25 protein-coding genes, 2 tRNA genes and 1 pseudogene are annotated in these 25,499 nt (G+C 69.4%); 14 read left to right on the top strand and 14 right to left on the bottom strand.

All coding sequences use genetic code 11. The features are described 5' to 3' along the window. The first annotated feature begins 221 nt into the window (after positions 1-221). Positions 222-914: a hypothetical protein gene (locus tag ACWFR1_RS08785; RefSeq protein WP_453548119.1), complete on the top strand. Its 693-nt coding sequence runs from the start codon at positions 222-224 to the stop codon at positions 912-914. Positions 915-1,133: 219 nt separating this feature from the next. Here the strand turns inward: ACWFR1_RS08785 and ACWFR1_RS08780 are convergent, their stop codons facing one another. Beyond that, on the bottom strand, positions 1,134-1,445 hold the full coding sequence (locus tag ACWFR1_RS08780; protein ID WP_453548116.1) for a helix-turn-helix domain-containing protein: 312 nt from the start codon (positions 1,443-1,445) through the stop codon (positions 1,134-1,136). Positions 1,446-1,556: 111 nt separating this feature from the next. Between ACWFR1_RS08780 and ACWFR1_RS08775 the strand changes: the two genes are divergently transcribed. Then, a complete protein-coding gene (locus tag ACWFR1_RS08775) occupies positions 1,557-2,468 on the top strand; it encodes a hypothetical protein (RefSeq protein ID WP_453548114.1) in 912 nt (303 codons plus the stop codon). After that, positions 2,469-4,190 (top strand): hypothetical protein, encoded by a 1,722-nt coding sequence (locus ACWFR1_RS08770; protein WP_453548112.1) that lies wholly within the window; start codon positions 2,469-2,471, stop codon positions 4,188-4,190. Positions 4,191-4,397: 207 nt separating this feature from the next. On the opposite strand, the gene ACWFR1_RS08765 is transcribed toward ACWFR1_RS08770, so the two are convergent. Continuing rightward, positions 4,398-4,484: transfer RNA gene (locus ACWFR1_RS08765), tRNA-Leu, on the bottom strand. Between the two features lie 493 nt (positions 4,485-4,977). On the opposite strand from ACWFR1_RS08765, the gene ACWFR1_RS08760 reads away from it, so the two are divergent. The 6 genes from ACWFR1_RS08760 to pknB all read left to right on the top strand — a co-directional run bounded on the left by ACWFR1_RS08760 (position 4,978) and on the right by pknB (position 13,127). Then, the gene (locus tag ACWFR1_RS08760; RefSeq protein WP_453548110.1) at positions 4,978-5,859 is read left to right on the top strand and encodes an FhaA domain-containing protein; all 882 of its coding nucleotides are present in this window, start codon (positions 4,978-4,980) and stop codon (positions 5,857-5,859) included. A gap of 10 nt (positions 5,860-5,869) precedes the next feature. Then, a complete protein-coding gene (locus tag ACWFR1_RS08755; protein ID WP_453548108.1) occupies positions 5,870-6,394 on the top strand; it encodes an FHA domain-containing protein FhaB/FipA in 525 nt (174 codons plus the stop codon). 87 nt (positions 6,395-6,481) lie between these two features. After that, positions 6,482-7,975 (top strand): Stp1/IreP family PP2C-type Ser/Thr phosphatase, encoded by a 1,494-nt coding sequence (locus ACWFR1_RS08750; RefSeq protein WP_453548106.1) that lies wholly within the window; start codon positions 6,482-6,484, stop codon positions 7,973-7,975. A gap of 26 nt (positions 7,976-8,001) precedes the next feature. Continuing rightward, positions 8,002-9,444, top strand: coding sequence for an FtsW/RodA/SpoVE family cell cycle protein (locus ACWFR1_RS08745; protein ID WP_453548103.1), 1,443 nt, complete (start codon positions 8,002-8,004; stop codon positions 9,442-9,444). Beyond that, positions 9,441-10,901, top strand: coding sequence for a peptidoglycan D,D-transpeptidase FtsI family protein (locus ACWFR1_RS08740; RefSeq protein ID WP_453548101.1), 1,461 nt, complete (start codon positions 9,441-9,443; stop codon positions 10,899-10,901). The genes ACWFR1_RS08745 and ACWFR1_RS08740 overlap by 4 nt, the downstream gene beginning before the upstream one ends. Before the next feature lie 183 nt (positions 10,902-11,084). After that, positions 11,085-13,127 carry a Stk1 family PASTA domain-containing Ser/Thr kinase gene (pknB, locus tag ACWFR1_RS08735; RefSeq protein WP_453548099.1) on the top strand — a complete coding sequence of 681 codons (2,043 nt, stop codon included), beginning with the start codon at positions 11,085-11,087 and terminating at the stop codon, positions 13,125-13,127. Positions 13,128-13,245: 118 nt separating this feature from the next. On the opposite strand, the gene ACWFR1_RS08730 is transcribed toward pknB, so the two are convergent. The 6 genes from ACWFR1_RS08730 to ACWFR1_RS08705 all read right to left on the bottom strand — a co-directional run bounded on the left by ACWFR1_RS08730 (position 13,246) and on the right by ACWFR1_RS08705 (position 17,656). Then, positions 13,246-13,926, bottom strand: coding sequence for a class E sortase (locus ACWFR1_RS08730; protein ID WP_453548096.1), 681 nt, complete (start codon positions 13,924-13,926; stop codon positions 13,246-13,248). Positions 13,927-13,963: 37 nt separating this feature from the next. After that, positions 13,964-15,217 carry a class E sortase gene (locus tag ACWFR1_RS08725; RefSeq protein ID WP_453548093.1) on the bottom strand — a complete coding sequence of 418 codons (1,254 nt, stop codon included), beginning with the start codon at positions 15,215-15,217 and terminating at the stop codon, positions 13,964-13,966. A 56-nt stretch (positions 15,218-15,273) separates the two neighbouring features. After that, complete coding sequence (locus tag ACWFR1_RS08720; protein WP_317597151.1) at positions 15,274-15,912, bottom strand: aminodeoxychorismate/anthranilate synthase component II; 639 nt, start codon at positions 15,910-15,912, stop codon at positions 15,274-15,276. Then, the gene (locus tag ACWFR1_RS08715; protein ID WP_024760376.1) at positions 15,909-16,070 is read right to left on the bottom strand and encodes a hypothetical protein; all 162 of its coding nucleotides are present in this window, start codon (positions 16,068-16,070) and stop codon (positions 15,909-15,911) included. Before ACWFR1_RS08715 ends, ACWFR1_RS08720 begins: the two co-directional genes overlap by 4 nt. A gap of 64 nt (positions 16,071-16,134) precedes the next feature. Further along, complete coding sequence (locus ACWFR1_RS08710; protein WP_453548217.1) at positions 16,135-16,854, bottom strand: class E sortase; 720 nt, start codon at positions 16,852-16,854, stop codon at positions 16,135-16,137. Positions 16,855-16,888: 34 nt separating this feature from the next. After that, entirely contained in the window at positions 16,889-17,656 is a 768-nt protein-coding gene (locus ACWFR1_RS08705) for a DUF881 domain-containing protein (protein ID WP_453548090.1), read from the bottom strand. A gap of 140 nt (positions 17,657-17,796) precedes the next feature. Between ACWFR1_RS08705 and crgA the strand changes: the two genes are divergently transcribed. Beyond that, complete coding sequence (gene crgA, locus ACWFR1_RS08700; protein ID WP_453548088.1) at positions 17,797-18,051, top strand: cell division protein CrgA; 255 nt, start codon at positions 17,797-17,799, stop codon at positions 18,049-18,051. Between the two features lie 337 nt (positions 18,052-18,388). Here crgA and ACWFR1_RS08695 read toward each other — a convergent pair whose 3' ends face one another. Continuing rightward, the gene (locus ACWFR1_RS08695; protein WP_453548086.1) at positions 18,389-19,276 is read right to left on the bottom strand and encodes a rhomboid family intramembrane serine protease; all 888 of its coding nucleotides are present in this window, start codon (positions 19,274-19,276) and stop codon (positions 18,389-18,391) included. 9 nt (positions 19,277-19,285) lie between these two features. Next, entirely contained in the window at positions 19,286-19,813 is a 528-nt protein-coding gene (locus ACWFR1_RS08690) for a peptidylprolyl isomerase (RefSeq protein ID WP_453548084.1), read from the bottom strand. Between the two features lie 245 nt (positions 19,814-20,058). Between ACWFR1_RS08690 and ACWFR1_RS08685 the strand changes: the two genes are divergently transcribed. Then, positions 20,059-20,772 carry a DUF5324 family protein gene (locus ACWFR1_RS08685; protein ID WP_453548081.1) on the top strand — a complete coding sequence of 238 codons (714 nt, stop codon included), beginning with the start codon at positions 20,059-20,061 and terminating at the stop codon, positions 20,770-20,772. Continuing rightward, positions 20,672-20,902 (top strand): annotated as a pseudogene (locus ACWFR1_RS08680) (pentapeptide repeat-containing protein); the annotation flags it as partial. The gene ACWFR1_RS08685 and the pseudogene ACWFR1_RS08680, both read left to right, overlap by 101 nt. Positions 20,903-20,947: 45 nt before the next feature. Here the strand turns inward: ACWFR1_RS08680 and ACWFR1_RS08675 are convergent. After that, complete coding sequence (locus ACWFR1_RS08675) at positions 20,948-21,343, bottom strand: DUF6344 domain-containing protein (RefSeq protein WP_453548079.1); 396 nt, start codon at positions 21,341-21,343, stop codon at positions 20,948-20,950. A 228-nt stretch (positions 21,344-21,571) separates the two neighbouring features. Beyond that, positions 21,572-21,644 (bottom strand) — tRNA-Ala (locus ACWFR1_RS08670). A 129-nt stretch (positions 21,645-21,773) separates the two neighbouring features. On the opposite strand from ACWFR1_RS08670, the gene ACWFR1_RS08665 reads away from it, so the two are divergent. Both ACWFR1_RS08665 and ACWFR1_RS08660 read left to right on the top strand, forming a co-directional pair. Next, complete coding sequence (locus ACWFR1_RS08665) at positions 21,774-22,322, top strand: helix-turn-helix domain-containing protein (RefSeq protein WP_150268275.1); 549 nt, start codon at positions 21,774-21,776, stop codon at positions 22,320-22,322. A 62-nt stretch (positions 22,323-22,384) separates the two neighbouring features. Then, on the top strand, positions 22,385-23,803 hold the full coding sequence (locus ACWFR1_RS08660) for a protein kinase domain-containing protein (protein WP_453548076.1): 1,419 nt from the start codon (positions 22,385-22,387) through the stop codon (positions 23,801-23,803). Positions 23,804-23,881: 78 nt separating this feature from the next. Here the strand turns inward: ACWFR1_RS08660 and ACWFR1_RS08655 are convergent, their stop codons facing one another. Continuing rightward, positions 23,882-25,186 carry a hypothetical protein gene (locus tag ACWFR1_RS08655; RefSeq protein ID WP_453548074.1) on the bottom strand — a complete coding sequence of 435 codons (1,305 nt, stop codon included), beginning with the start codon at positions 25,184-25,186 and terminating at the stop codon, positions 23,882-23,884. A 104-nt stretch (positions 25,187-25,290) separates the two neighbouring features. After that, positions 25,291-25,425 (bottom strand): DLW-39 family protein, encoded by a 135-nt coding sequence (locus ACWFR1_RS08650; protein WP_003958712.1) that lies wholly within the window; start codon positions 25,423-25,425, stop codon positions 25,291-25,293. Between the last annotated feature and the right edge of the window lie 74 nt (positions 25,426-25,499).

The following is a 25,499-nucleotide window of genomic DNA, read 5'->3' as shown; positions in this document are numbered from 1 at the left end:
TGTGCCGGGACAGCTGCAGCTCTACCGGGTCGCCCTGGCCAACTATCCAGAACACCCAGAGGAAACCGGCGACCAGCGAACCCGATATTCCCGCTCATTCATTCGAGCAACGAATATACAACTAGGGCAAATCGGAACGACAACCCCCCTGCCTGTCGAATGTCAATGCCAGCTAAAGGGAAGGCAGGACATATATGGCCGCCTGCCTCTACCGTGACACCATGGCTTTTCAGGCGACTGAGCAGATCATCCCGGATGAGTCTCCGGACACACTCGAAGATTGGGCCTGGAAGTTCGATGCGGCGCTGAAGGAATGCGACACCCGCATCGACGAGCTTGAGCAGTCGTTGCGGCTGGCCAAGGAGCGTCGCATGCGACTCTCCTTGGGGAGGGAAGAAGTCTGGGCGGCCGTGACGAGTAGGCGGTCCGCGCTGAAGACTGCTCGCGAGGTGTTCGCCCCACAGGAGAGCACCGCCGACGCCCCCACAGCCGCCCAGCAGGGCCCTCAGCTCAAGATCGTCCTGGCGGACGCGTCGCCGCCCGACGCGCGACCTTCCAATGAGCCGCCCGCACCGGAACACCCGGCTGCCCCCGGTCCGCACCTTCCACCCCGGGAGTCCACCCCCGTGGACGTGGCCCCGTCGACCGTTGCGCCGCACGACCTCCCGCTTGAGGTCGTCGTCCGGGGGGCCCGAATGAAGCAGATCCTCACGGTGATGGCTCAGCGCCCCGATATCAACTGGGGCACCGGCGATGTCGCCAACCTCCTCGGCGTCGACGACGACATCGCAGCCCGCCGCGCGCTGCGCGAAAACCTCCGCAACCTCGCCCGACGCGGCGCGCTGGAACGGGTGACGATCGAAGGCGACTTCCACACTTACTACCGGCCCCGCATGAACTGGAAATTTGCCTGACGTAGAGACCTCGTCGGCAATCACCACTGCAAAAACAAACCGCAAAATACATAAATGACCGCCGCCGCGTAAAGCGACCCCGGGTGGCACCCCATGGGTCTGCGGCGACGGTCATGGCCAGCTAGGCCGTTTCCGAGACTACCCGGCACCGCCTGGGCGTGTACGGCATTCGGCCATTTCACCCTGCCTCTTTTCGAGGAGCCGAATGCTCATGCGAATTCATCGTGGCGGATTTCCTGGCTCTCGACCGGGCCACAGGTCCACGTCGAGCGCCTTCTCCAGGGTCGCGATCGTCAGCAGATCGGGCCACACCTGCCCAGCGAGCACCCGCGTGACGGTCAGCCGGTCGACGCCCGTGCGCCGGGCCACCTCCACCATCGACCAGCCGTTCGCGTCGATCGCCTTCCGCAGCCTCGCGGCCACTTCCTGGGCGACCCGCGCCCCGTGGTGGTCATCGAGCACAGCGCCCGGCCAGGTGCCCTCGAGGACGTACCCGACGGGCTTGCGGCTGCGCTTGTCTCCCTGTGGCACAGGAAAGAGTCTCGCCCATACGGACCTCCCGGGATGACGGCGGCCGCCACTCTCACCGAATGTTATTGGAATATCACCCCGCCCGGGGTCTATTCCTGGTGGAGAGTCACGATGGACGCGATCGAGCGGTACCGGCCCAAGCTTCCGGGCCCTGTCTGGGAGCGGATCGGCGCGGACTGCCGTCGCGCGGTCACCAAGGCCAAGCCCGGCACGCCGAAGGAGGCCCGTGACTGGCTCGGCGCCCTGGCGTATGCCGCCGCTCACGCGGACGCCTGCGGACAGTCCACAAGAGCCGAGCAGTTACTCACTCCCGAGGCGATCGAGTGGTACCTCGCGACCGGCTACCTGCACACCGACGAGTCGTCCCGCTCCAACCGCCGCGGTCGCCTCAACAAACTCCGCCGTGCCCTGCTCGGCCCCGACCTCATCACCGGCGACCCGGCCGCCTACTCGGGCTCTGACCCCTCCCGCCCGTACACGAAGCCGGAACAGGCCCAGTTGTACGCCGCAGCCCGCGCCCAGCCCACCGACGAACTCCGCTACGGCTGCCTCACCCTGCTCGCCCTCGGACTCGGCTGCGCCCTGGACTCACCCGAGATCATCCCGCTGCGCACCCACGACATCCGCGAAGCACCCAACGGCGCGGTCGCCGTAACGGTCCGCGAGCGGCGGAAGCGGATCGTGCTGTGCCGCAGGACCTGGGCCCCAGTCCTCATCGAGGCCGTGGCCTGGGCCTCCCGTCCCGGCCAGGCCCGCTATCTCTTCCGTCCGGCCAGTCACGCCCGCGGCACGAACACCGTCACCAACTTCCTCGCCCGCACCAAGCGAACGCCCGGCACACCCGCCCTGGTGATGGGCCGGGCCCGTGCGACCTGGCTCGTCGACGCCGTCGAGGCCCGCATGCACCTGCCCACGCTGATGGCCGCCGCCGGCCTGACCACCCTGCGCTCGATCGACCGGATCCTGCCCCACGTCCGCAATCTCCCGCCCGACCAGGCCGCCGCCCTGCTGAGGGAGCTGTAGATGACCAGCCGCCTCGACCGCCACGAGCACATCGCCAAGCTCCGCACGAGCCGCCTGCCCATCCCCGACGGCGAGGTCCACGAAGTGCTGGCCGAACTGGACGCCTCCGGCCTCGTCGCCGAGATCGAGCCGCTCGTCGCCCGCCCCACTGGCCGTCGCCGGAAGCTCGCCGTACGAGCCCTGCTGCTCGGCATGTGCCTGGCCGCCGCACGCAACGCGGGCACGGTCACCCTGACCTCGGTCACGAATGTCCTGTGCTTCACCCTGTCCGACCAGGCACGCGAGCAGCTCGACATCCCCCGCTATCCCGACCACTCCCAGGGCTTCGAAGCCGCGTACGGAGTCGTCCGCCGTCTGTTCCACCGCATCGTCGGAGCCGTCGACCCCTCACCGCTGCCCAAGAACCACCGCCTCGACCGGGAGGCAGCGGCCCGCCTCCTCCAGGAAGCCGACCCTGACGAACTGGCCCGCAGGAGATCGCTCATGCTGCGGATCGCCAACCTGATCCTCGCCATGTCCCTGCGCGAGGCCCACGCGCTACTGGAAGGCCGCTGGAGCGGTTCGGCCGCCCTGGACGCCACCGTCGTCGGCACCTACTCGAAGGGCCTCTCGGCCAACAGCCCGGTCACGGCAAGCGACCCCGAAGCCGGCTGGTACATCCGCACCGCCAAGCACAAGGACCCCGTCATTGCAGACGCACCGGCACGGGACCGGGTCAAGAAGCGGCTGTACGGCTACGACGCCTGCCTCGTCGTCGCACGCGACCCCGACCATGACGGCGCACCGCTGCCCGACGGCTCGGCCAGCCCCGACGTCGTCCCCGCCCTCGTCGTCGCCTTCTCCCTCGACAAGCCAAGCCATCGCCCCGCCGAAGTCGCCATCGAAGCCCTCCGGCACGTCGACGCCCGCTATCCCCGCGGCTACCTCGCGGGCGACCGTCTCTACCCCGACCAGAAGCCGCACAAGTTCCAGCTCCCCATCCGCGCCATGGGCTACCAGCCCGTCTACGACTACGCCAAGGACCAGCTCGGCGTACAGACCCAGTTCGCCGGGGCAGAACTCATCGAAGGCAACTGGTACTGCCCCTCCATGCCCCAGCCCCTCAAGGACGCCACCAAAGACCTCGTCGCCAAGAAGATCGACAAACAGACCTGGCTCAACCGGATCCAGCAGCGCACCACCTACCTCTTCATGCCCAAGCAGCGCGCCGACACCGAGGGCCACCGCCGCATGATGTGCCCCGCCGAGGCCAACCGCGTCCAGTGCCCCCTCAAGCCCTACACCCTCGGCCGAGGCATCCACCTGCCCCTCATCAGCCCCGACCCCAGCCCCACCGGCTCGCCCACCACCTGCACCCAGCACACCATCACCCTCCCGCCCGAGGCCGGCGCCCAGCTCTGGCAACCCCTCCAGTACGGCACCGAAGACTGGCAGCGCGTCTACTTCCGGCTCCGCAACGCCATCGAGGGCATGAACGGCTTCGGCAAGGACCCGCTGTACGAGCGCCTCGAATCCGGTGGCACCCGCCGCATCCGCGGCATCGCCGCGCAGGCCATCCTGCTGGCCTTCCAACTCGCCCACGCCAACAAACGAAAACTGGCGACTTGGGCCGGCAGCATCGCCCTCAACGGCGACCGCCCCCACCGACGCCCCACCCGCCGACGGGCAACGCTGCCCCTCGGCCACTGGACACCCGTGGGTTACCTCACACCCACAGCCTGACCCGAACCCCTGCCCCCGCGCTGGGCTCCCACCACCGCGCGAACAACCACAGACACACCACTGCCGACGGCCTGAAGGCCGTCGGCAGTCTGCGTTCCACCACCCCACACCCCGCCTGACCAGCGAGGAAAAGCAAAACGGTCGGCATCGTGATCACGATGCCGACCGTTTCGTCGGTGCTGCAAGGACACTTTCGTCGGTGTCCCCTGGTGCGCGAGGGGGGAGTTGAACCCCCACGCCCTTTCGGGCACTGGAACCTGAATCCAGCGCGTCTGCCTATTCCGCCACCCGCGCATTGGTGGCCTCCCTGCCCTCTCACCTTTCGGTTCGAGCGCCTGGCGACATCTGAAGATTAGCACGTCGCAGACCGTGGATTCACATCCCTTGTTTCGCCCCCGCTCCCGGAGAACAAGGAGAGAGGGAGACCGGAGCGAGCCCCCGAAGGGTGGATCAGAAGGATCTGAAGAGATCCGGTGAGATCCGGCGAGATCCGGAGAAGGAGGAAAGAACCGTATAAGAGGGGACCAAGGGAAGAAGACGGAAGAAGGAGGAAGGAGGGAGAAAGGTGACGGACCGCACTCGGCCCTCAGGGCCGGACGACCGGTCCCACCGCCGGTCCCTCCGTCGGGTGCGGGACACTGTCCACAGGCCGCCTCTACGATCCGGGGGAAGGGCTGTGAGAGGTGACACTCGTCCACAGGGCAGAGAAGGGGAACCAGCCGATTTCCCGACGCGTGGATACGATCAGTAAGCAGTACCAGGACGGCAACGACGGAGGAGGTGCCCCATGGGAGTCCTGAAGCGATTCGAGCAGCGCCTCGAAGGTCTGGTCAACGGCACCTTCGCCAAGGTCTTCAAGTCCGAGGTCCAGCCCGTCGAGATCGCCGGCGCGCTCCAGCGCGAGTGCGACAACAACGCGACGATCTGGAACCGCGAGCGGACCGTCGTCCCCAACGACTTCATCGTGGAGCTGAGCGCGCCGGACTACGAGCGCCTCAGCCCCTACTCGGGTCAGCTCGGCGACGAGCTCGCCGGCCTGGTCAGGGACTACGCGAAGCAGCAGCGGTACACCTTCATGGGTCCGATCAAGGTCCACCTGGAGAAGGCCGACGACCTCGACACCGGTCTGTACCGGGTGCGCAGCCGCACACTCGCGTCGAGTACGTCACAGCCGCAGCCGCCCGCTGCCGGACAGCAGCAGTACCACCAGCAGCAGGGCCAGGCGCAGGGCCGCGGCGGTTACGGGTACCCCCCGGCCGACGCCCCGCCCATGCCCGCATCGCCGCCTCCCGGCGCTCCCGGCCACCGGCCTGCGGCACCCGCCGGACGCCCGGCGAGCGGGCCCGTGGCCGTGCCCGGTACGGGCGCCGGGGCCGGAGCGGGCTCCCAGGTCCGCCGCTGGATCGAGATCAACGGCACCCGCCATCAGATCTCCCGCCCGACCCTGGTCCTCGGCCGCAGCACCGACGCGGACGTGAGGATCGACGATCCCGGCGTCTCCCGCCGGCACTGCGAGATCCGGACCGGAACGCCCTCGACGATCCAGGATCTGGGATCCACCAACGGCATCGTGGTGGACGGGCAGCACACCACCCGCGCTACGCTCCGCGACGGCTCGCGGATCGTCGTGGGCAGCACCACCATCGTTTACCGGCAAGCCGAAGGGTGAAGCGGGGGCAATGTCAGAGCTGACCCTTACGGTCATGCGGTTGGGTTTCCTGGCCGTTCTGTGGCTGTTCGTCATCGTGGCCGTCCAGGTCATCCGTAGCGACCTGTTCGGGACGCGGGTGACGCAGCGCGGTTCACGGCGCCAGGACGCCCGGCCGCAGCAGAACGCGCGCCAGCAGACCGCGGCGCCTCCGCAGCAGCGCGGCCAGCAGCCCACCGCGGGCGGGCGGCAGCGCCGCGGCGCCCCGACCAAGCTGGTCGTCTCCGAGGGCACCCTCACCGGCACCACCGTCGCCCTCCAGGGCCAGACGATCACGCTGGGCCGGGCGCACGATTCGACGATCGTGCTGGACGACGACTACGCGTCCAGCAGGCACGCCAGGATCTACCCGGACCGGGACGGCCAGTGGATCGTCGAGGATCTCGGGTCCACGAACGGCACCTATCTCGACCGGACCCGCCTCACCACCGCCACACCGATTCCGCTGGGCGCGCCGATTCGCATCGGCAAGACCGTCATCGAGCTGCGGAAGTAGTACGACAATGAGCGGAGCGACCGGAGGGTGGGCAGTGTGGGTCGAGACCGGCTGTACCCCGATGCAGCGTCGACAGGGCAGGTGCGCATGACTCTGTCCCTGCGTTTCGCCGCGGGCTCCCACAAGGGCATGATCCGCGAGGGCAACGAGGACTCCGGCTACGCCGGCCCCCGGCTGCTCGCCATCGCCGACGGCATGGGCGGCCAGGCCGCCGGTGAGGTCGCCTCGTCCGAGGTGATCTCCAACCTCGTCACGCTCGACGACGACGTCCCCGGTTCCGACATCCTCACCTCGCTCGGTACGGCGGTGCAGGGCGCCAACGACCAGCTGCGGATGATGGTCGAGGAGGACCCGCAGCTGGAGGGCATGGGCACGACGCTCACGGCTCTTCTGTGGACCGGTCAGCGCCTCGGCCTCGTGCACGTCGGCGACTCGCGCGCCTACCTGCTCCGTGACGGTGTCCTCACCCAGATCACGCAGGACCACACGTGGGTCCAGCGGCTCGTCGACGAGGGCCGGATCACCGAGGAAGAGGCCACCACCCACCCGCAGCGCTCGCTCCTCATGCGCGCGCTCGGCAGCGGTGACCACGTCGAGCCCGATCTCTCCATCCGTGAGGTCCGGGCCGGCGACCGCTATCTGATCTGCTCCGACGGCCTGTCCGGTGTGGTGTCCCACCAGACCCTCGAGGACACGCTCGCCAGCTACCAGGGCCCCCAGGAGACCGTGCAGGAGCTGATCCAGCTCGCGCTGCGCGGCGGCGGCCCCGACAACATCACGGTGATCGTCGCCGACGTCCTCGACGTCGACGGCGGCGACACCCTCGCCGGTCACCTCAGCGACACCCCGGTCATCGTGGGCGCGGTCGCCGAGAACCAGGCCGCCCAGCTGAACGACGGCGGGGCGATGCAGACGCCCGCGGGCCGCGCATCCGGTCTCGGCCGCCCCGCCCCGCACCAGCAGCCGCCCGCCGGCGGCTTCGGTCCGCCCGGCAGCGGCGACGAACACGGCTACGGCGGCATGCCGCCGCAGGGTTCCTTCGAGTCGTACACGGACGACGACTTCGCCAAGCCCCGCACCGGCCGCAAGTGGCTGAAGCGCTCCTTCTTCATCGTCCTGGCCCTCGCCGTCGTCGGCGGCGGGCTCTACGGCGGCTGGCGGTGGACGCAGACGCAGTACTTCGTCGGCTCCAAGGACCAGCACGTGGCGCTCTACCAGGGCATCAGCCAGGACCTGGCCTGGGTCTCGCTGTCGAAGGTCGAGAAGGACCACCCCGAGATCGAACTCAAGTACCTCCCCGCCTACCAGCGGAAGCAGGTCGAGGACACGATCGCGGGCGGCAGCCTCGGCAAGGCCGAGACGAAGATCTCCGAGCTCGCCGCGCAGGCCTCGGCCTGCAAGAAGACCGAGCAGCGCCGCGCCGCCGCCGAGAAGGCCGCCGACCAGGCGAGCAAGCCGCCGGCCGAGACGCCGGACGGCGCCGCCACCCCTGACTCCAAGCCCACCACAGCCGCTCCGACCCCGGGTCCCACCCTCACCGCGGAGGAGCAGAAGCTGGCCTCGAACTGCGGCAAGCAGTAAGCACCCGTAGGGGGCCTTTCACCACCATGAGCGTTGTCACCAACACGACCACCATCGGCGCGATCGAGGCGCCGAGCCGCCGCAACACCGAGCTGGCGCTGCTCGCGTTCGCCGTCGTCATCCCGGTGTTCGCGTACCTCAACGTGGGCCTGGCCATCGACGGCACGGTCCCGGCCGGCATGGCCGGGTACGGGCTCGGTCTCGCCCTGCTCGCAGGCGTCGCGCACCTCGTGGTCCGGAAGTGGGCCCCGTACGCGGACCCGTTGCTGCTGCCCCTCGCGACCCTGCTCAACGGCATGGGCCTGGTGCTGATCTGGCGTCTTGACCAGTCGCCGCGGCTGATCGCCACCTCGATGCGGCTGTACAACAGTTTCAGCCCGGACGCGCCGAGCCAGATGATGTACTCGGCGATCGGCATCGCCATGTTCGTGGGCGTACTGCTGCTCCTGAAGGACCACCGCGTCCTCCAGCGCTACACGTACATCTCCATGGTGGTGTCCCTGGTCCTGCTGTTGCTGCCGCTCGTCCCCGGCCTCGGCGCGGACGTCTTCGGCGCCAAGATCTGGATCAACGTCGGTGGCTTCTCGATCCAGCCCGGCGAGTTCGCCAAGCTGGTCCTCGCGGTGTTCTTCTCCGGCTATCTGATGGTGAAGCGGGACGCCCTGGCGCTCGCCAGCCGCCGCTTCATGGGGCTCTACCTGCCCCGTGGCCGCGACCTCGGCCCGATCCTCACGATCTGGGCCGTCAGCCTCCTCATCCTGGTCTTCGAGAACGACCTCGGCACCTCGCTGCTCTTCTTCGGCATGTTCGTGATCATGCTGTACGTGGCGACGGAGCGGACCAGCTGGATCGTCATGGGTCTCCTGATGGCGGCGGGCGGCGCGGTCGCCGTGAGCTCCTTCGCCAGCCACGTGCAGTCCCGTGTGGCGGCCTGGCTCGACCCGTTCGAGTGCCTGAAGACGGCACCGCCGAACAGCAACATGGCCTACGCCTGTGACCAGATGACCGAAGTGCTGATGTCCTTCGGCTCGGGCGGCATCCTCGGCACCGGCCTCGGGCAGGGCAACTCCGACCTCATCGGCTTCGCCGCCAACTCCGACTTCATCTTCGCCACCGTCGGCGAGGAACTCGGGCTCGCGGGCGTGATGGTCTTCCTGCTCATCTACGGCCTGATCGTCGAGCGGGGTGTCCGCACCGCCCTCGCCGCCCGTGACCCCTTCGGCAAGCTCCTCGCGATGGGCCTCTCCGGCGCCTTCGCGCTCCAGGTCTTCGTCGTCGCCGGCGGCGTGATGGGCCTCATTCCGCTCACCGGTATGACCATGCCGTTCCTCGCGTACGGCGGTTCCTCCGTGATCGCCAACTGGGCCCTGATCGGCATCCTGATCCGGATCAGCGACACCGCGCGCCGTCCCGCGCCCGCGCCCGCCCCGTCCCCCGACGCCGAGATGACCCAGGTGGTCCGTCCGTGAACAAGCCGCTGCGGCGGGTCGCGATCTTTTGTGGCCTGCTCATCTTCGCCCTGCTCGTGCGGGACAACTGGGTGCAGTTCGTCCGCGCCGACGAGCTGAACTCACACCCCGACAACACCCGCGTCCGGATCGAGCGGTACGCGAGCGAGCGCGGCAACATCGTCGTCGACGGCAAGCCCATCACCGGCTCCGTCGACTCCGGCGGCAACTACTACAAGTACAAGCGCACCTATGTGAACGGCCCCATGTGGGCCCCCGTCACCGGCTACGCCTCGCAGGTGTACGACGCCAACCAGATCGAGAAGATCGAGGACGGCATCCTCACCGGCAACGACGACCGGCTCTTCTTCGACCGCACGCTCGCCATGTTCACCGGCGACAAGAAGAAGGGCGGCGACGTCGTCACCACCCTCAACGGCGCCGCGCAGAAGGCCGCCTTCGAGGGCCTGGGGAAGAACACCGGTGCCGTCGTCGCGATCGAGCCGTCCACCGGCAAGATCCTGGCCCTCGCCTCCACCCCGTCGTACGACCCGGCCTCCATCGCCGGAAGCAACGACGAGAAGGCCTGGGTCGCGCTGAACGAATCCAAGAGCAAGCCGATGCAGAACCGCGCGCTGCGCGAGATCTACCCCCCCGGCTCCGTCTTCAAGGTCGTCACCGCCGCCGCGGCGCTGGAGAGCGGCAAGGTCACCGACATCAACGCGGCGACCGACACCCCCGAGGGCTGGAAGATCCCGCTCTCCACGAAGGTGATGAAGAACCACTCCGGCGGCTGCGCCGACGCCAGCCTCACCCTGGCGCTCGAAGTCTCCTGCAACTCGGTCTTCGCGAAGCTCGGTGACGACGTCGGCCGCGACAAGATGGTCGAGATGGCCGAGAAGTTCGGTTTCAACGCCGAGCAGTTCACCCCGGTCCGCTCCGCCGCCTCCGTCTACGACAAGAAGATGGACCGCGGCGGCAACGCGCTCTCCTCCATCGGCCAGTTCAACACCGCGACCACCCCGCTCCAGATGGCGATGGTCACGGCGGCGATCGCCAACGACGGCAAGCTGATGAAGCCGTACATGATCGACAAGCTGGTCGCGCCGAACCTGGACGTCATCAAGCAGAACGAGCCGGAGGAGATGAGCCAGCCGGTCTCGCAGAAGAACGCCCAGCTGCTCCAGCAGATGATGGAGAACGTCGTCACGAAGGGCACCGGCGGCAAGGCCGACCTGCACATGGACGGCGTCAAGGTCGGCGGCAAGACGGGTACGGCCCAGCACGGCGAGAGGAACGCGAAGCGCCCGTACGCCTGGTTCATCTCGTATGCCAAGACGGACCAGGGCTCCCCGGTGGCGGTGGCCGTGATCGTCGAGGACTCCGCGGGCACCGACCGCGAGGACATCAGCGGTGGCGGCCTGGCCGCCCCGATCGCGAAGGACGTCATGAAGGCGGTCCTCAAGAGCCGGGGCTGATCCCGGAGCGGTACGAGGAACGGCACCGAGCAGCGAGACGGTACGACGCAGGTACCGGTCAGGTATCAGCTACCGGCCCCGGGCTGAACGTCTTCCCGGGGCCGGTAGCGTATGCGCGAACAGCACACACCGCCGGACCACCCATGGGTGCGGTCGGGACAGACGGAGAGGGCTGGATTAGCTATGGAAGAGCCGCGTCGCCTCGGCGGCCGGTACGAGCTGGGCTCGGTGCTCGGCCGTGGTGGCATGGCCGAGGTGTACATCGCCCAGGACACCCGGCTCGGCCGCACCGTCGCCGTGAAGACGCTGCGGGCCGACCTGGCCCGCGATCCGTCCTTCCAGGCCCGGTTCCGCCGTGAGGCACAGTCCGCCGCCTCGCTGAACCACCCGGCGATCGTCGCGGTCTACGACACCGGCGAGGACTACGTCGACGGGGTCTCCATCCCGTACATCGTGATGGAGTACGTCGACGGGTCGACCCTGCGCGAGCTGCTGCACTCGGGGCGCAAGCTGCTGCCCGAGCGCACCCTCGAGATGACGGTCGGCATCCTCCAGGCGCTCGAGTACTCGCACCGCGCCGGCATCGTGCACCGCGACATCAAGCCGGCGAACGTCATGCTGACGCGCAACGGCCAGGTCAAGGTCATGGACTTCGGCATCGCGCGCGCCATGGGCGACGCGGGCATGACCATGACGCAGACCGCCGCGGTGATCGGCACCGCCCAGTACCTCTCCCCGGAGCAGGCCAAGGGCGAGCAGGTCGACGCCCGGTCCGACCTGTACTCCACGGGCTGCCTGCTGTACGAGCTGCTGACCGTCCGGCCGCCTTTCGTGGGCGACTCGCCGGTCGCGGTCGCGTACCAGCACGTCCGTGAGGAGCCGCAGCCGCCAAGCAACTTCGACCCCGAGATCACGCCGTCGATGGACGCCATCGTCCTGAAGGCGCTGGTCAAGGACCCCGACTACCGCTACCAGTCGGCGGACGAGATGCGCGCGGACATCGAGGCCTGCCTCGACGGTCAGCCGGTCGCCGCGGCTGCCGCGATGGGCATGGGCATGGGCATGGCGGGCGCGCCCGCGTACGGCGGGGGTTACGGCGGCTACCCGGAGGACCAGCCGACCACCGCCCTGCGTCAGGCCGACCCGGCCGGTCAGACGTCGATGATGCCGCCGGTCAACGGGGACGACGGTGGCTACGGCTACGACGACCGTCCGGACCGGCGCCGCGGTGGTGGCCAGAAGAAGTCGAACACCTCGACGATCCTGCTGGTCCTCGCGGGCATCCTGGTGCTCGTCGGCGCGATCTTCATCGGTGTCTCGCTGATGGACCAGAAGGAGGGGCCGCAGCAGGTCACGGTCCCCCAGCTCGTCGGTCAGCCGCTGAAGACGGCGGAGGATCTCGCGACGAACGCCCAGGTGAAGGCGGTCCAGGCCGGCACCGAGCGCTGCGACGAGCCCAAGGGCGCCGTCTGCCGTCAGACCCCGGTCGCGGACAACACCGCGAAGATGGACACCGGCGGCACGATCCAGGTGTGGGTCTCCGAGGGCTCCCCCCTCCAGGAGGTCCCGGACGTCATCGAGCAATCCCAGGAGCGGGCCGAGCAGACCCTGAAGGACAAGGGCTTCAAGGTCAAGGTCGAGCAGGAGGAGTCCGAGGAGGACCCGGGCACGGTCCTGCGCACGAACCCGGACGCCGGCACCAAGGCGGAGAAGAACTCCGAGGTGACGATCACCGTCGCGAAGCAGTTGCTGTCCGAGCTTCCCGACCAGAAGGGCCGGACCTACGACCAGGCCGTCCAGCAGCTGAGCGCCGTCGGTTTCACCAAGGTGACCCGCGAGGATGTGGACAACGACCAGCCGGCGGGCACGGTCGTCGACATGACCCCGCAGGGCGGCACGGACCAGCCGAAGGACGTCCAGATCACGCTGAAGGTCTCCAAGGGCCCGCAGGTGACCCAGGTCCAGATCCCCGCGGACATCGGCGGCAAGCCGTTCAAGGACGTCAAGGCGCAGCTTGAGGCCTTGGGCCTGCCGGTGGTCCAGCAGGGCTCCGACAAGGGCGACGCCACGGTGGTCACCTCGACCCCGGCGCCGGGGTCGATGGTCAACCCCGGCACTCCGGTCAACGTCCTCACCGTGGGCGGCAACGGAGGCGATCAGGGCGGCAACCCGGGCGGCCAGGACGGCGACCAGGGCGGGACCGACGGCGGCGGCTTCTTCGGCTGACAGCGCCTGACAGCGCCTGACAGCGCCTGACGGGGCCGCATCCGTACCCGCGCCCCGTGCCCGCACCCGTACACACGACCGAGCCCCGGCATCCATCGGATGCCGGGGCTCGGTCGGTTCAGTTCGCGCGCAGCTCCGCCGGAGGGGTGCGGTCGCGGTCGACCTTCTCCGTGCGTTCCAGCTCGCCCCAGACGATGTACCGGTAGTCCGAGGTGTACATCGGGGTGCAGGTCGTCAGCGTGATGTAGCGGCCCGGCTTGGTCTTGCCGGATTCCTTCGGGACGGGCTGGAGGACGTCGACGTTGTACTTCGTGGTCTCCGGCAGCGTCTTGTAGACCTTGTAGACGTACCAGGTGTCCTTGGACTCGAAGACGATCGCGTCGCCGGTCTTCAGCTTGTGAATGTTGTGGAACTTCGCGCCGTGGCCGTCGCGGTGCGCGGCGAGCGTGAAGTTGCCCTTGTCGTCCTGCGGGAGGGCGGACTTGACCGGTTCGGTGTAGTAGCCGGCGACGCCGTTGTTGAGGATGCCGCTGGTGGTGCCCCGCTTGACCAGGACCTCGTCGCCACTCATCGCCGGCACGTGCAGGAAGCCGATGCCGTCCTTGGTGTCGAGGGCGCCGGGGCTGTCGGCCCAGCCGTCGCGGACCTGGGCGCCGTCCTGGTCGGCCGCGCGGTCGGCGAGGACGTTCGTCCACCACAGCGAGTAGACGACGAAGAGGCCGAGCACCAGGCCCGCTGTGATGAGGAGTTCGCCGAAGACGCTGATGATCCCGGCGATCCGGTTACGCGCGCGTGCCACTAGGTCGTCCCGTCGTCCCGTCCGGAGGTGTCGGGTCTCAGCCTACGAGTGCCTCGGGCTTTCCCTTGCTGCGCGGGCGTTCCTCGACCAGCTTGCCCCAGACGATCATGCGGTACGTGCTCGTGAACTCGGGCGTGCACGTGGTCAGCGTGATGTACCGGCCGGGCTTCGTGAAGCCGGAGCCCTTCGGGACCGGGTCGATCACCGAGACGTTCGACGGCGCGGTCTGGGGCAGGATGCTCGCCATCTCGTAGGTGTAGTACGCGTCCTGGGTCTCGACGACGATCGGATCGCCCGGCCTGAGCTGGTTGACGTACCGGAACGGTTCGCCGTGGGTGTTGCGGTGTCCGGCGACCGCGAAGTTGCCCTGCTTGTCGGACGGCATGGCCGTCTTGAGCTTGCCTTCGGCGTAGTGGCCGACCATGCCCTTGTCGAGGACCTTGGTCTTGTTGATGCCCTCGGCGATGGGCACGACGACGTCGAGCTTGGGGATGTACATGATGGCGAAGCCCTGGCCGGGCTCGAAGGCCTCCGGCTTGTCGTCCTCCTTGTCGCCGTCCTTGGCCCAGGTGTCCTCGATCTGTTCCTTGGCGCGGTCGGTCTCCTGACCGGCGAGGACGTTCGTCCACCACAGCTGGTAGGTGACGAAGAGCAGCATGACGACGCCGAAGGTGATGAAGAGTTCGCCGATGACCCGGCTGGCGACGACGCCGACGCTGTCCTTGGCGGCGCGGGCGGCACGGCGGGCCTCGACGCGGGAGAGGGGCCGGGTTTCGCCCTCGGTCGTCGTCACGCCGGTCCCACCGGTCCCGGTGGCTGCGGGAGTTGCCGTGGTGCTTCCTCGGCCCTTGCCCCGGCCGCCGCCCTTGGCCGCGCGGCGCCGCTCGGCCCGCCCGGGCCCCGGAGGCGTCTCCACGGCCCGTAGAGCCACTGTCTCGTCCCGTGGGGCTCCCGGGGCCTGTGAGGCCTCATCCGTCGCGTACGCCGCGTAGACGGGCTCTTGTGGGGCCTCGTGGACGGGCGGGGCCTCGTGGACGGGCGGGGCCTCATAGGCGGGCTGGGTCTCGTACGAGACCGGCCGGGAGCTGTGCGGAGCCGCCTCGTACGTCTCGTACGCGGGCTCGTGCGGAGCCGCCTCATACGCGGGCTCGTGCGGAGCCTCGTAAGGCTCGTACGCGGGCTCATGAGCAGGCTCGTACGACGCTTCGCGCGTCGGCTCGTAGGACGGTTCGAGCACCGGCTCGTAAGACTGCTCGTACGGCGGCTGCGCCCCGGGCCCGTACGGGTCCACGGGTATCGGCTCGGGTCCCGGGCCTCCTGTGTCCCGGAACCAAGGCGAGCCCGTCGTCACGCGACGGCCTTGCCCACCACCGGCGCGAGCCCCGCCGACCGACCGACCGCCCCCTTGTCGCCGCACCGCTCCAGCCAGTTGGCGAGCATCAGGTGGCCGTGCTCGGTGAGGACCGACTCGGGGTGGAACTGGACGCCTTCGACGGGCAGTTCGCGGTGGCGCAGCCCCATGATGATGCCGTCCTCGGTCCGCGCGGTGACCTCGAGCTCGGCCGGCAGGGCGGCGGGCTCCGCGGCCAGCGAGTGGTAGCGGGTCGCGGTGAAGGGCGAGGGAAGGCCGGCGAAGACGCCCTTGCCCTCGTGCGTGACGAGGGAGGTCTTGCCGTGCAGCAGCTCGGGCGCGCGGTCGACGACGCCGCCGTACGCCACGGCCATCGACTGCATGCCGAGGCAGACGCCGAAGACGGGCACGCCGGTGTCGGCGCAGTGGCGGACCATGTCGATGCAGACCCCGGCCTGCTCGGGCGCGCCGGGCCCGGGTGACAGCAGGACGCCGTCGAATCCGTCCTGGGCATGGCTGAGCTCGACCTCGTCGTTGCGGAGGACCTCGCACTCGGCACCGAGCTGGTAGAGGTACTGAACGAGGTTGAAGACGAAGCTGTCGTAGTTGTCGACGACGAGAATGCGCGCGCTCACTGGCCGTCCACCGTCACATCGTTGAACGGAAGCAGGGGCTCCGCCCAGGGGAACACGTACTGGAAGAGGGCGTAGACGACCGCGAGCACCAGCACGATCGAGATCAGTGCCCGCACCCACGCGTTGCCCGGCAGATGCCTCCAGATCCAGCCGTACATGACGTCGACCGCCCCTTCCGTTCGTTACGGGGACCAGAGTACGGGGCGAGGGGCCCGTGGGGGGTCAGCTGCCCAAAGCCTGTGGACGACCGTCGGTCACCGGCTGGGCGGCGTCGAGGTGGGCCCAGACGATCAGCCGGTGGCTGCTGCCCCACTCGGGCTCGCAGGTGGTGAGGGTGAGATAGCGGCCGGGCCCGTCGAACCCCGACTTCTTCGGTACGGGGGCGACGACCCCGACGTCGGTGGGCACGGTCCGGTAGGGGCCGCGGTCGATCCGGTACGTGAACCAGGTCGTCCCGTCGGTGAGGACGACCGCGTCGCCGGTGCGCAGCTTCGGGAAGTCCTTGAACGGGTCGCCGTAGGTGCGGCGGTGGCCGGCGACGGCGAAGTTGCCGGTCGCGCCGAGCCGGGTGGTGGCCGCGTAGTGCCCGAGGCCCTTCTTCAGGACGTTCGGGCCGGTGCCTTCGAGGACGGGCCACTTCCAGTCCTTGCCGAGCCGGGGGACGTACATGACGGCGAACCCCTTGCCGGGGGCGTAGGGCCGCGCCTTGGGGGCGGAAGCCGGGTCCGGGGCCGGATCGGGGGCCTGATCGGGGGCCGGTGCCGGTGCGGGTGCCGGCGCGACCGGGGTGTCCGCCCACTCCCGCTGGAGGGTGTCGATCTGGCCGGCGCTCGCGCTCTCGGCCTGGACACCGGTCCAGTACAGGACGTGGACGACGAAGAGGACGATCAGGGTGCCGACGGTCAGGCACAGCTCGCTGAAGCTCCGCACGACGAGCCGCACGCCGCCCACGCGCCCCTCCCCAGAGTCCCTCCGGTCAGCTCACCGGCTTCGCGTAGTGGAGGTCCACTGTGCCCGAGTAGCCGGGAAGAGTCACCGCTCTGTGGTCGTCGACTTTCCAGCCGAGCCCGTAGGCCTTCACGTACAGCTGGTAGTTCTGGAGGGCCGGGGAGTTGTTGAGCGCCTTGCTCAGCTTCCCGCGGTCACCGACGGCCGTGATCTTGTACGGGGGCGAGTAGACGCGGCCCTGGAGGATCAGGGTGTTGCCGACGCAGCGCACGGCGCTGGTGGAGATGAGCCGCTGGTCCATGACGCGGATGCCTTCGGCGCCGCCCTGCCACAGGGCGTTGACCACGGCCTGGAGGTCCTGCTGGTGGATGACGAGGTCGTTGGCCTGCGGTTCGGGGTAGCCCGGGGCGGCCTGGGCGTTCGGCGGGGCGTCGTCGAGGGTGACGGTGAGGCCGGAGCCGGAGACCTCCGTGGTCCCCGCGGTCGCTTCGAGGGCGTCGAGTCTCGCGTCCTCCGCACGGGTGGAACCGTCGTCGCGGGAGGCGAGGCCGTCGACCTGCGTGCGGAGGGCGGCGGTGGACTCGTCGAGCCCGGCGTTCTTGTGGCTGCGTTCCTCGATCAGGTCGGAGAGCCTGAGGAGCGAGGCGTCCGTGCGGATGTTGGTGCCCTTGGCGGTGTTGAAACTCGTGACGAAGATCAGTCCGGCGAGGGCGAAAACGGCAAGGGTGAGCACCCGGACGGGGCGCCACCTCGCGGTGCGGCCCGGCCCTACGGGAGCGTCGGCGAAATTGCTCAACGTATCCTGATCCCCTTCGGTGCCGCGGAACCACTACGCTAACGGACGCCCGGGGGACGCAGTCTTCCTCCTACGTCACATCCCGGCGCCAGCCACAGTTCCCTGCGCGGTCACGCAGCGCATCGACAGGAGAGTCCCTCGTGCCGAAGTCACGCATCCGCAAGAAGGCCGACTTCACGCCTACGCCTGCCAAGCAGGCCACCAACATCAAGCTGACGAACCACAGCTGGGTGGCCCCTGTGATGCTGGCGTTGTTCGCCATCGGGCTGGTGTGGATCGTGGTCTTCTACGTCACCGACGGTTCGATGCCGGTCAAGTCGATCGGCAATTTCAACATCGTGGTGGGCTTCGGCTTCATCGCGGCGGGCTTCGGCGTCTCCACACAGTGGAAGTAGCCCGGTAGCCCGGTAGCGCGCGGCGAAGCGGCCCGCGATTTATCGGCTGGCCCGGCGGCTCGTCAAGCTCTCCCCTGAACTTATCCACAGCGTTGTACACAGCACTGGATAACTTACGAAGATCTGTGGATAACTTGCACGAGATTGACGCCGGTATGACCGCTCACTGAACGCGATCGCTCGCGGCAGGACGCGAAACACCCCTCGCCTCCCTGGAGAAACACCAGGTCAGAGGCGAGGGGTGCAGTCTTTCCCCCGAGCGGACGAGCGATCCGCCACACACTGTGGATAACTCTGGGGAAAGCTCGGAAAGAAGCTCGTCCACAAGCCCCCGCGCTCAGGTGAGCGCAGCGGATCGGGCGAGTACCAGCCCCACGTCGAGCAGGAGCAGCACTCCACAGGCCCCGTACTGCACGAGGTCCCTGCGCGCCCTCGGCGCGTGGACCAGTGCGTACGTCACCAGGACTCCCGCGACCAGACCGCCGACGTGGGCCTCCCAGGAGATCCCCGGCCGGGTGAAGGTCATGAGCAGCGACAGCGCCACGAAGAGGATCACCGGCCGCATGTCGTGCCGCTTGCGGCGGGCCAGGACGACCCAGGCGCCGATCAGGCCGTAGACGACGCCGGAGGCGCCCAGCGAGGGCTGGGCCTGCGAGGCGACGAGATAGGCGAGCACGGAGCCGGAGAGACCGGAGAGCAGGCACAGGGCCGCGTACCGGATCCGGCCGAGCTCGGGTTCGACGATCCCGCCGATCACCCACAGCCCCAGCACGTTGAAGAGGATGTGCCAGACCGCCTGGTGGAGGACGGTCGAGGTCAGCAGCCGGTACCACTCGCCGTCCGCGACCCCGACCACCTCGCCGAGGGCCGGGCTGTAGGCGTAGCCGATGAGGACGAGCTCGTCGACGAACCGGTCACCGAGCACCAGCACCAGGAGGTAGACCGCGAGGTTGATCCCGATCAGGATCTTGGTGACGAGGTGGCCGTCGGTCGCCACCCTGCCGCCCGCGAGCGTCCGGGGCTGGTTGGCGCCGGCGGCGTGGCCGGTCCCCGAACCGTTGCGCACGCAGTCCGGGCACTGGAAGCCGACCGAGGCGGAGATCATGCACTGCGGGCAGATGGGCTTCTCGCAGCGGGTGCAGCGGACGCCCGCCTCGGCCTCCGGGTGGCGGTAGCAGCGACCGGAACGCGGGTCCACGAGAGGTTCCTTCCCTTCCGTCTCCATCTCTTCCGCTCAGCGCTTCTCGATCACCACGGACTCGATCACCACGTCCTGGACCGGACGCTCGGTGTGCGGGTCGGTCGCGACCGCCGCGATCGCGTCCACGACCTTCCGGCTCTCCTGGCCCGCGACCTCGCCGAAGATGGTGTGCTTGCGGTTCAGCCAGGTCGCGGCGCCGACGGTGACGAAGAACTGCGAGCCGTTGGTGCCCGGGCCGGCGTTGGCCATGGCCAGCAGGTATGGACGGTCGAAGAAGAGCTCCGGGTGGAACTCATCGGCGAACTCGTAGCCGGGTCCGCCCGTGCCGTTCCCCAGCGGGTCGCCGCCCTGGATCATGAAGCCCTTGATGACCCGGTGGAAGACCGTGCCGTCGTAGAGCGGGTCCGAGGAGACCTTGCCGGTGGCGGGGTGCGTCCACTCTCGCTCGCCGGTGGCGAGTTCGACGAAGTTGCGCACCGTCTTCGGGGCGTGGAACGGCATCAGCCGGACCTCGATGTCGCCCAGGCTGGTCTTGAGGATCGCGTACAACTGCTCGGCCACGGTCGCCTTCCATCCACGTCGTGTCGCGTCATGTCACGCCTGTTGTCTCTGGTGTGACCGATCCTCGCATGCCCCGGATCACCACCCGGCATGCCGTGGATCGCCGCCTCGCACGCCTGCGGATCACCGCCCCGGATGCCCCGGATGCCCGCCCCGCATGCCGTACCTCGGTCTGACGGGCATGATTCCGAAAAGGATGGAAAGGTGAAAAACCGACATCGTCGCCACCGAGGAGGAGGAATCCCGTGACCCGCATGGACAGCGTGCGCGCCGCGTCAGATTCGGCGAAGGAGAGCGTCCTGCACGCCGCGGAAGTGGTGGCGCCGTACGCCGAAACGGCCAGGGACCAGGCCACGCACTACGCGCACGAGGCGCGGGTGCGCATCGCGCCGAAGGTCTCAAGGGCCGCTCGAAAGGCCCGAGTACAGGCGCGGGCGCAGTACGCCTCGCATGTCGCTCCGCACGTGCCACCACGGGTCGACGCGGCCGCGCATCGCGCGGCGGACATGACCCGCTCAGCCGCCCGTCAGGCGGCCGACTACACCGTTCCGCGGGTCGAGCACGCGGTCGCCGCGACCGGTCCCGTCCTTGAGGAGGCCGGGTCGCGTTCCACCGCCGCCTGGGCCGCCTTGCGCGGACAGGTGACGCCGAAGGAAATTCAGAAGATCGTGAGGAAGCACGAGCGGCGGGCCAGGGCCGGACGCCTCGCCAAGGGACTCGTGGTCCTCGGCTTGGTGGCCGGCGGCGCTTTCGCCGCCTGGAAGTGGTGGGACAAGCAGGCCAATCCCGACTGGCTGGTCGAGCCGCCGGCTCCCACCGAGGTGGACGAGGGTTCCACGCTGTCGTCCGTCGACGGCAGTGGGGGCTTCATCGATCCGGAGGTGGAGTACAAGGAGACGGAGGACGAGATCAGGTCGGACGCGGAGATCGAGGCCGAGGAGCGCGACGAGCGTCGCTGATCACTGCGGTCCGGTCCGGAGGAAGGTTCTTCGGGACGCGGTTCTTCGGGACGCGGTTCTTCGGGACGCGGTTCTTCGGGACGCGGTTCTTCGGGACGCGGTTCTTCGGGACGCGGTTCTTCGGGGCGCGGTTCTTCGGGGCGCGGAAAGTGCGCGTACATCCGCTCCCCGCGTCCTACGCGGCCGTCGACGGCGCGGTCGCGGCGAGCGCCAGTTCCGTCAGCGCGGCCGGGTCGCTCTCGGCCGCGCCACCCGCGTGACGGTGGCGTACCGAGGGGGACGAGCCGTGCGCCTCGGCGCCGATGCGCTGCTTGATCGTGGGCGGCAGGGAACGGTCACCGGCGAGCGGCCACCGGTGCGTCCGCTGTGCCGGCACGGAGGCGAGGGCCCGCTCCCCGGTGGTGGAGTGCGAGGCAGCGGCGGCGGCAGCGGAGCCGGCCGGCTCCTCGGGCTGCTGCACGGCGGGCTGCTGGGCCGCGGCGGCGGTGCTCGCCAGGCCGACGGAGGCGAGCAGGGCGAAGAGGACGGAGATGAAGGCGGTCCAGAACTGCTTGACCTTGGCGGTGGCCATGATCCCTCACTTTCGTGACGTTCTCGGATGGTTCATTTCGGTTTGCGCGTTTTACGTACTTTCCACATGATGTGGATGCGGCTCGCGATTCCTTGGAGCGACGCCGCCGCCGCGCAGTTCTTCCGATGAACACCACCCGTACGGACCAGTGGCCGCCTCCCGGCCCGGCCCCAGCGCACGAAAACACCCCCTTGATCGCGTTTCCGCAGATCAAGGGGGTGCGTTTTGTGGAGCCTAGGGGAGTCGAACCCCTGACATCTGCCATGCAAAGACAGCGCTCTACCAACTGAGCTAAGGCCCCGGAACGAGAACAGCGTACCGGGTCTCCCCCCATGTCCGGCAAAAGGATAGGGACTCCCGGTCCACGACCACTCTCCGTAAGATGCTGACCGAGGTTCGCAGTGGCGAACTTAAGGGATGGGGAGAAGTAATGGACGCAGCGCAGCAGGAAGCCACGGCAAGAGCCAGAGAGCTTCAGCGCAGTTGGTACGGGGAGCCGTTGGGGGCGCTCTTCCGTCGGCTGATCGACGATCTCGGGCTCAATCAGGCCAGGCTCGCGGCCGTGCTCGGGCTCTCCGCGCCCATGCTGTCCCAGTTGATGAGCGGCCAGCGGGCCAAGATCGGCAACCCGGCCGTCGTCCAACGCGTCCAGGCCCTCCAGGAGCTCGCCGTCCAGGTCGCCGACGGCAGCGTCAGCGCCGCCGAGGCCACCGACCGGATGGACGAGGTCAAGAAGTCGCAGGGCGGCTCCGTCCTCACCAGCACCGCCCAGACCGCCACCGGCTCCGGAGCGCCGACCGTGCGCCGCGTGGTCCGCGAGATCCAGTCCCTGCTGCGGTCCGTGGCGGCCGCGGGCGACATCATCGACGCGGCCGACTCCCTCGCCCCGGCCCACCCGGAACTGGCAGAGTTCCTCCGGGTGTACGGCGCGGGGCGCACGGCGGACGCCGTCGCGCACTACGAGTCGCACCAGAACTGACGCGGTACCGGCGCTCGCCGGTACCGGGAAGACACGACACGACGGGGAGCGGGCGCAGCGCGATGGGTGAGGTCTTCGCTGGCCGGTACGAGCTGATCGACCCGATCGGACGGGGCGGGGCGGGCGCCGTGTGGCGCGCCTGGGACCACCGGCGCCGCCGGTACGTGGCGGCCAAGGTGCTTCAGCAGAGCGACGCCCACACGCTGCTCCGCTTCGTCCGCGAGCAGGCGATGCGGATCGACCATCCGCACGTCCTCGCCCCGGCCAGTTGGGCCGCCGACGACGACAAGGTCCTCTTCACCATGGACCTGGTCGCCGGCGGCTCCCTGGCGCACGTCGTCGGGGACTACGGCCCGCTGCCGCCCCGCTTCGTCTGCACCCTGCTCGACCAGCTCCTCTCGGGTCTGGCCACGGTGCACGCCGAGGGCGTCGTCCACCGGGACATCAAGCCGGCCAACATCCTCCTGGACGTCACCGGAACCGGACGGCCGCACCTGCGGCTGTCCGATTTCGGCATCTCCATGCGCAAGGGCGAGCCCCGGCTCACCGAGTCCAACTACGTGATCGGCACGCCCGGTTACTTCGCTCCCGAGCAACTCCTCGGTTCCGAGCCGGACTTCACCGCCGACCTGTTCGCCGTCGGCCTGGTCGCGCTCTATCTGCTCCAGGGCCGCACCCCGGACTCCCAGGCTCTCGTCTCGCACTTCCTCACGTACGGCACGCCGAGCGCCCCCGAGGGCATTCCGGAGCCGCTGTGGCAGGTGCTCGCCGGACTCCTGCAGCCCGACCCGCAGGCCCGCTTCAGGACGGCCACGGGCGCGCGCAAGGCACTGGACGCCGCCGTCGAGATGCTGCCCGAGCCGCGTCCCGACGAGCCGCCGGTCGAGATCTTCGACCAGATCGGCCCCCTGCCGGCCGGCTTCGGCCCGACGGGTCCGACGGCTCCGACCGGCCCGACCGGCCCGACCGGCCCGACCGGTCCCGCAGGATCCGCGGGTCCCGGAGCCCCCGGCATCCCCGCCATCCCCAGCGCCTCCCTCGCGCACGGCGCCGCCACGGTCACCGACGCCGCACCGACGCCGTCCGCCGGGCCCACCGCGCCCGTACCGCCCCAACAGCACCCCGCACAGGGCCAGTACCAGCCCCAGCAGCCCGTGCAGGCGGCGGCTCCGGCGTACGCGCCCGCGCCGAACCCCTCCGAGACGGGCAGCTTCCACCTGCCCCCGCCGGTCACGCACCCGACCCCCTCCTTCGACCAGGCCCCCACGGCCGCGGCGCCGTACGGACCGGCCCCTACTCATCCATACACCGCTCACCCCGTTCAGGTTCCCGATCAGCACGGTGCACCGGCGCACAGCCCGCAGCCCGCGCCCCCGGCCCCCGTACGCCGACCGGGACCGCCCCCGAAGGTGACGGTCCCGGTCCTGCTGCTCGCCCTGATCTGCTTCGCGGTCGGCTTCTGGGCCCTCACCCAGACCTGAGCGTCCCAGGCGGGCCCCAAGCGAGCCGTACGCGGTCCCCGAGCGGCCCCAAGCGAGCCCGAGCGGCCCCAAGCCTCCCTAAGCGGCCCGCCGTCGCGCCATCAGCGTCCACGCGCCGAGCCCGAGCAGCAGCACGCTCCCGGTGCCGATCCCGGCCACCGCGACGAGCTGCATGGAGCTGCTGTCCTCGGCCGCCTCGCTGCCGCTCGCGCCGTTCGCCGCCGCCTCCTTGTCGTCGGCGGTCACCGTGAACGGACCCGGGTCCCCGTCGTACCCGGGTCCGGGCCTCGCGTTCCCCGTGACGTTCACGCGCAACGTCAGCGGTACCGGCTCGTCCCCGTACTCCTCGGCGACCTTGGGGCTCAGCGTGGCCGACAGGTAGTACCAGCCGGCGAACCGCATGCCGTTCGTGGCGTCGTTGTACGAGGAGCGGTTCTCGTGCGCGACCGGCCGCTGCGGGTCGAGCGCCAGCGTCGCGGGCTTCCCGTCGTAGCTCCCGCTGCTCTCGTCGACGTGACCGAGCGCGGGGTTGTCGAGGGAGAGCACCAGCGCGTTGCCGATGTACTCCTTCCCGGCGGCGCTGCTGCCGAGCTCCGCGGTGGCGAAGAGCTGCTGACCCCAGTCGACGGGCACCCGGTAGAAGAGCGTCTGACCGGGCCGGATGTCGGACCGCCACTCACCCTGCGTCAGCGAGACGGCGTGGTGGAAGCCGGCGCCGCCCTGGCGCTTCTGCGGGCCGCCCGTCGGCGGCGGGGGCGTGGCCGACGACCAGGCCTCGGGGAGCTCGGTCGGGCCGGCCTTCTTCAGGCCGGGCTCGGACAGGTGCCGGATCTCCAGCTCCCAGTCCTCCGGGGCCGAGGTCGGCTTCGACGTGCGCTCGACGAGCACGTAGAAGGCGCCCGCCTTCTGGCAGCTGGAGCTGTCCGGGTCGATGATGCGGCGGGCGTAGCCGGCGAGCGGGCGCGCGTACTCGGCAGAGGAGAACGACACCTGCTGATAGCCGCAGTCGGTCCCTGAACCGTCCTGCATGCTCACCTTGAAGCCGTCGCCGTACTCGACCTTGCCCCCGGGCTTCGGCACGGCGACGACGGAGACGTAGCTGTTGAGCTTGTCGTCGAGGTCGACGCGGTAGTAGACCTTGCCGTCCTTCTTGAGCGTGTCCCGGTAGGCCTGCCCGGTCTTCAGCGCCACGGCGTCCGAGCTGGAAGCGGCTCCCTCGACGGGCTGGGCCGCGCTGTCGAAGGCGTACGGCGGGAGCGCGCCCCCGTCGGCCGCCCGTGCCTGGACCGGCAGCGCCGTCACCGCGCCCACTGCCGCGACCGCCGCGATCAGGGCCCCCGCCCTCCGGCCGCCGATGCGTCCGATGCCGGCCTGCGTCTTCACGCGCTTCTCCCCTTTACTCAAGCAAGCCAATTGTTCGCTCAGGCAAAGCAAAGCCCCGGCCCGCTCACGCGCGGCCGGGGCTTCACCCACATACGGTCTTCGTCTCAGACACCCGAACCTGCGGGCACGGAGTCGGTCGCCTCCGTCCACAGATCCTGCTCGGCGCGATCCGCCTGGATCTGGCGGTACACGAGGAGCCCGCCGATGGCGGCCAGTGCGACCAGGAGAAGCTTCTTCACCGCGCGACCTCGTCTTTCGTTGACGTAGGAGACTTCTGACGCCCACTCTACACATCGACCGATACCGATCGGTG

The sequence above is a fragment of the Streptomyces sp. NPDC055103 genome (genome assembly GCF_053607625.1).
The sequence above is the reverse complement of the archived record's forward strand: the minus strand, read 5'-3'. Positions and strand labels throughout refer to the sequence as shown.

What these genes read in the sequence shown, in the direction of transcription:
- ACWFR1_RS08785 (WP_453548119.1), top strand. Translation starts at nt 222, where the DNA reads ATGGCTTTTCAGGCGACTGAGCAGATCATCCCGGATGAGTCTCCGGAC.
- ACWFR1_RS08775 (WP_453548114.1), top strand. Translation starts at nt 1,557, where the DNA reads ATGGACGCGATCGAGCGGTACCGGCCCAAGCTTCCGGGCCCTGTCTGG.
- ACWFR1_RS08770 (WP_453548112.1), top strand. Translation starts at nt 2,469, where the DNA reads ATGACCAGCCGCCTCGACCGCCACGAGCACATCGCCAAGCTCCGCACG.
- ACWFR1_RS08760 (WP_453548110.1), top strand. Translation starts at nt 4,978, where the DNA reads ATGGGAGTCCTGAAGCGATTCGAGCAGCGCCTCGAAGGTCTGGTCAAC.
- ACWFR1_RS08755 (WP_453548108.1), top strand. Translation starts at nt 5,870, where the DNA reads ATGTCAGAGCTGACCCTTACGGTCATGCGGTTGGGTTTCCTGGCCGTT.
- ACWFR1_RS08750 (WP_453548106.1), top strand. Translation starts at nt 6,482, where the DNA reads ATGACTCTGTCCCTGCGTTTCGCCGCGGGCTCCCACAAGGGCATGATC.
- ACWFR1_RS08745 (WP_453548103.1), top strand. Translation starts at nt 8,002, where the DNA reads ATGAGCGTTGTCACCAACACGACCACCATCGGCGCGATCGAGGCGCCG.
- pknB (WP_453548099.1), top strand. Translation starts at nt 11,085, where the DNA reads ATGGAAGAGCCGCGTCGCCTCGGCGGCCGGTACGAGCTGGGCTCGGTG.
- ACWFR1_RS08715 (WP_024760376.1), bottom strand. Translation starts at nt 16,070, where the DNA reads ATGTACGGCTGGATCTGGAGGCATCTGCCGGGCAACGCGTGGGTGCGG.
- ACWFR1_RS08695 (WP_453548086.1), bottom strand. Translation starts at nt 19,276, where the DNA reads ATGGAGACGGAAGGGAAGGAACCTCTCGTGGACCCGCGTTCCGGTCGC.
- ACWFR1_RS08675 (WP_453548079.1), bottom strand. Translation starts at nt 21,343, where the DNA reads ATGGCCACCGCCAAGGTCAAGCAGTTCTGGACCGCCTTCATCTCCGTC.
- ACWFR1_RS08665 (WP_150268275.1), top strand. Translation starts at nt 21,774, where the DNA reads ATGGACGCAGCGCAGCAGGAAGCCACGGCAAGAGCCAGAGAGCTTCAG.
- ACWFR1_RS08660 (WP_453548076.1), top strand. Translation starts at nt 22,385, where the DNA reads ATGGGTGAGGTCTTCGCTGGCCGGTACGAGCTGATCGACCCGATCGGA.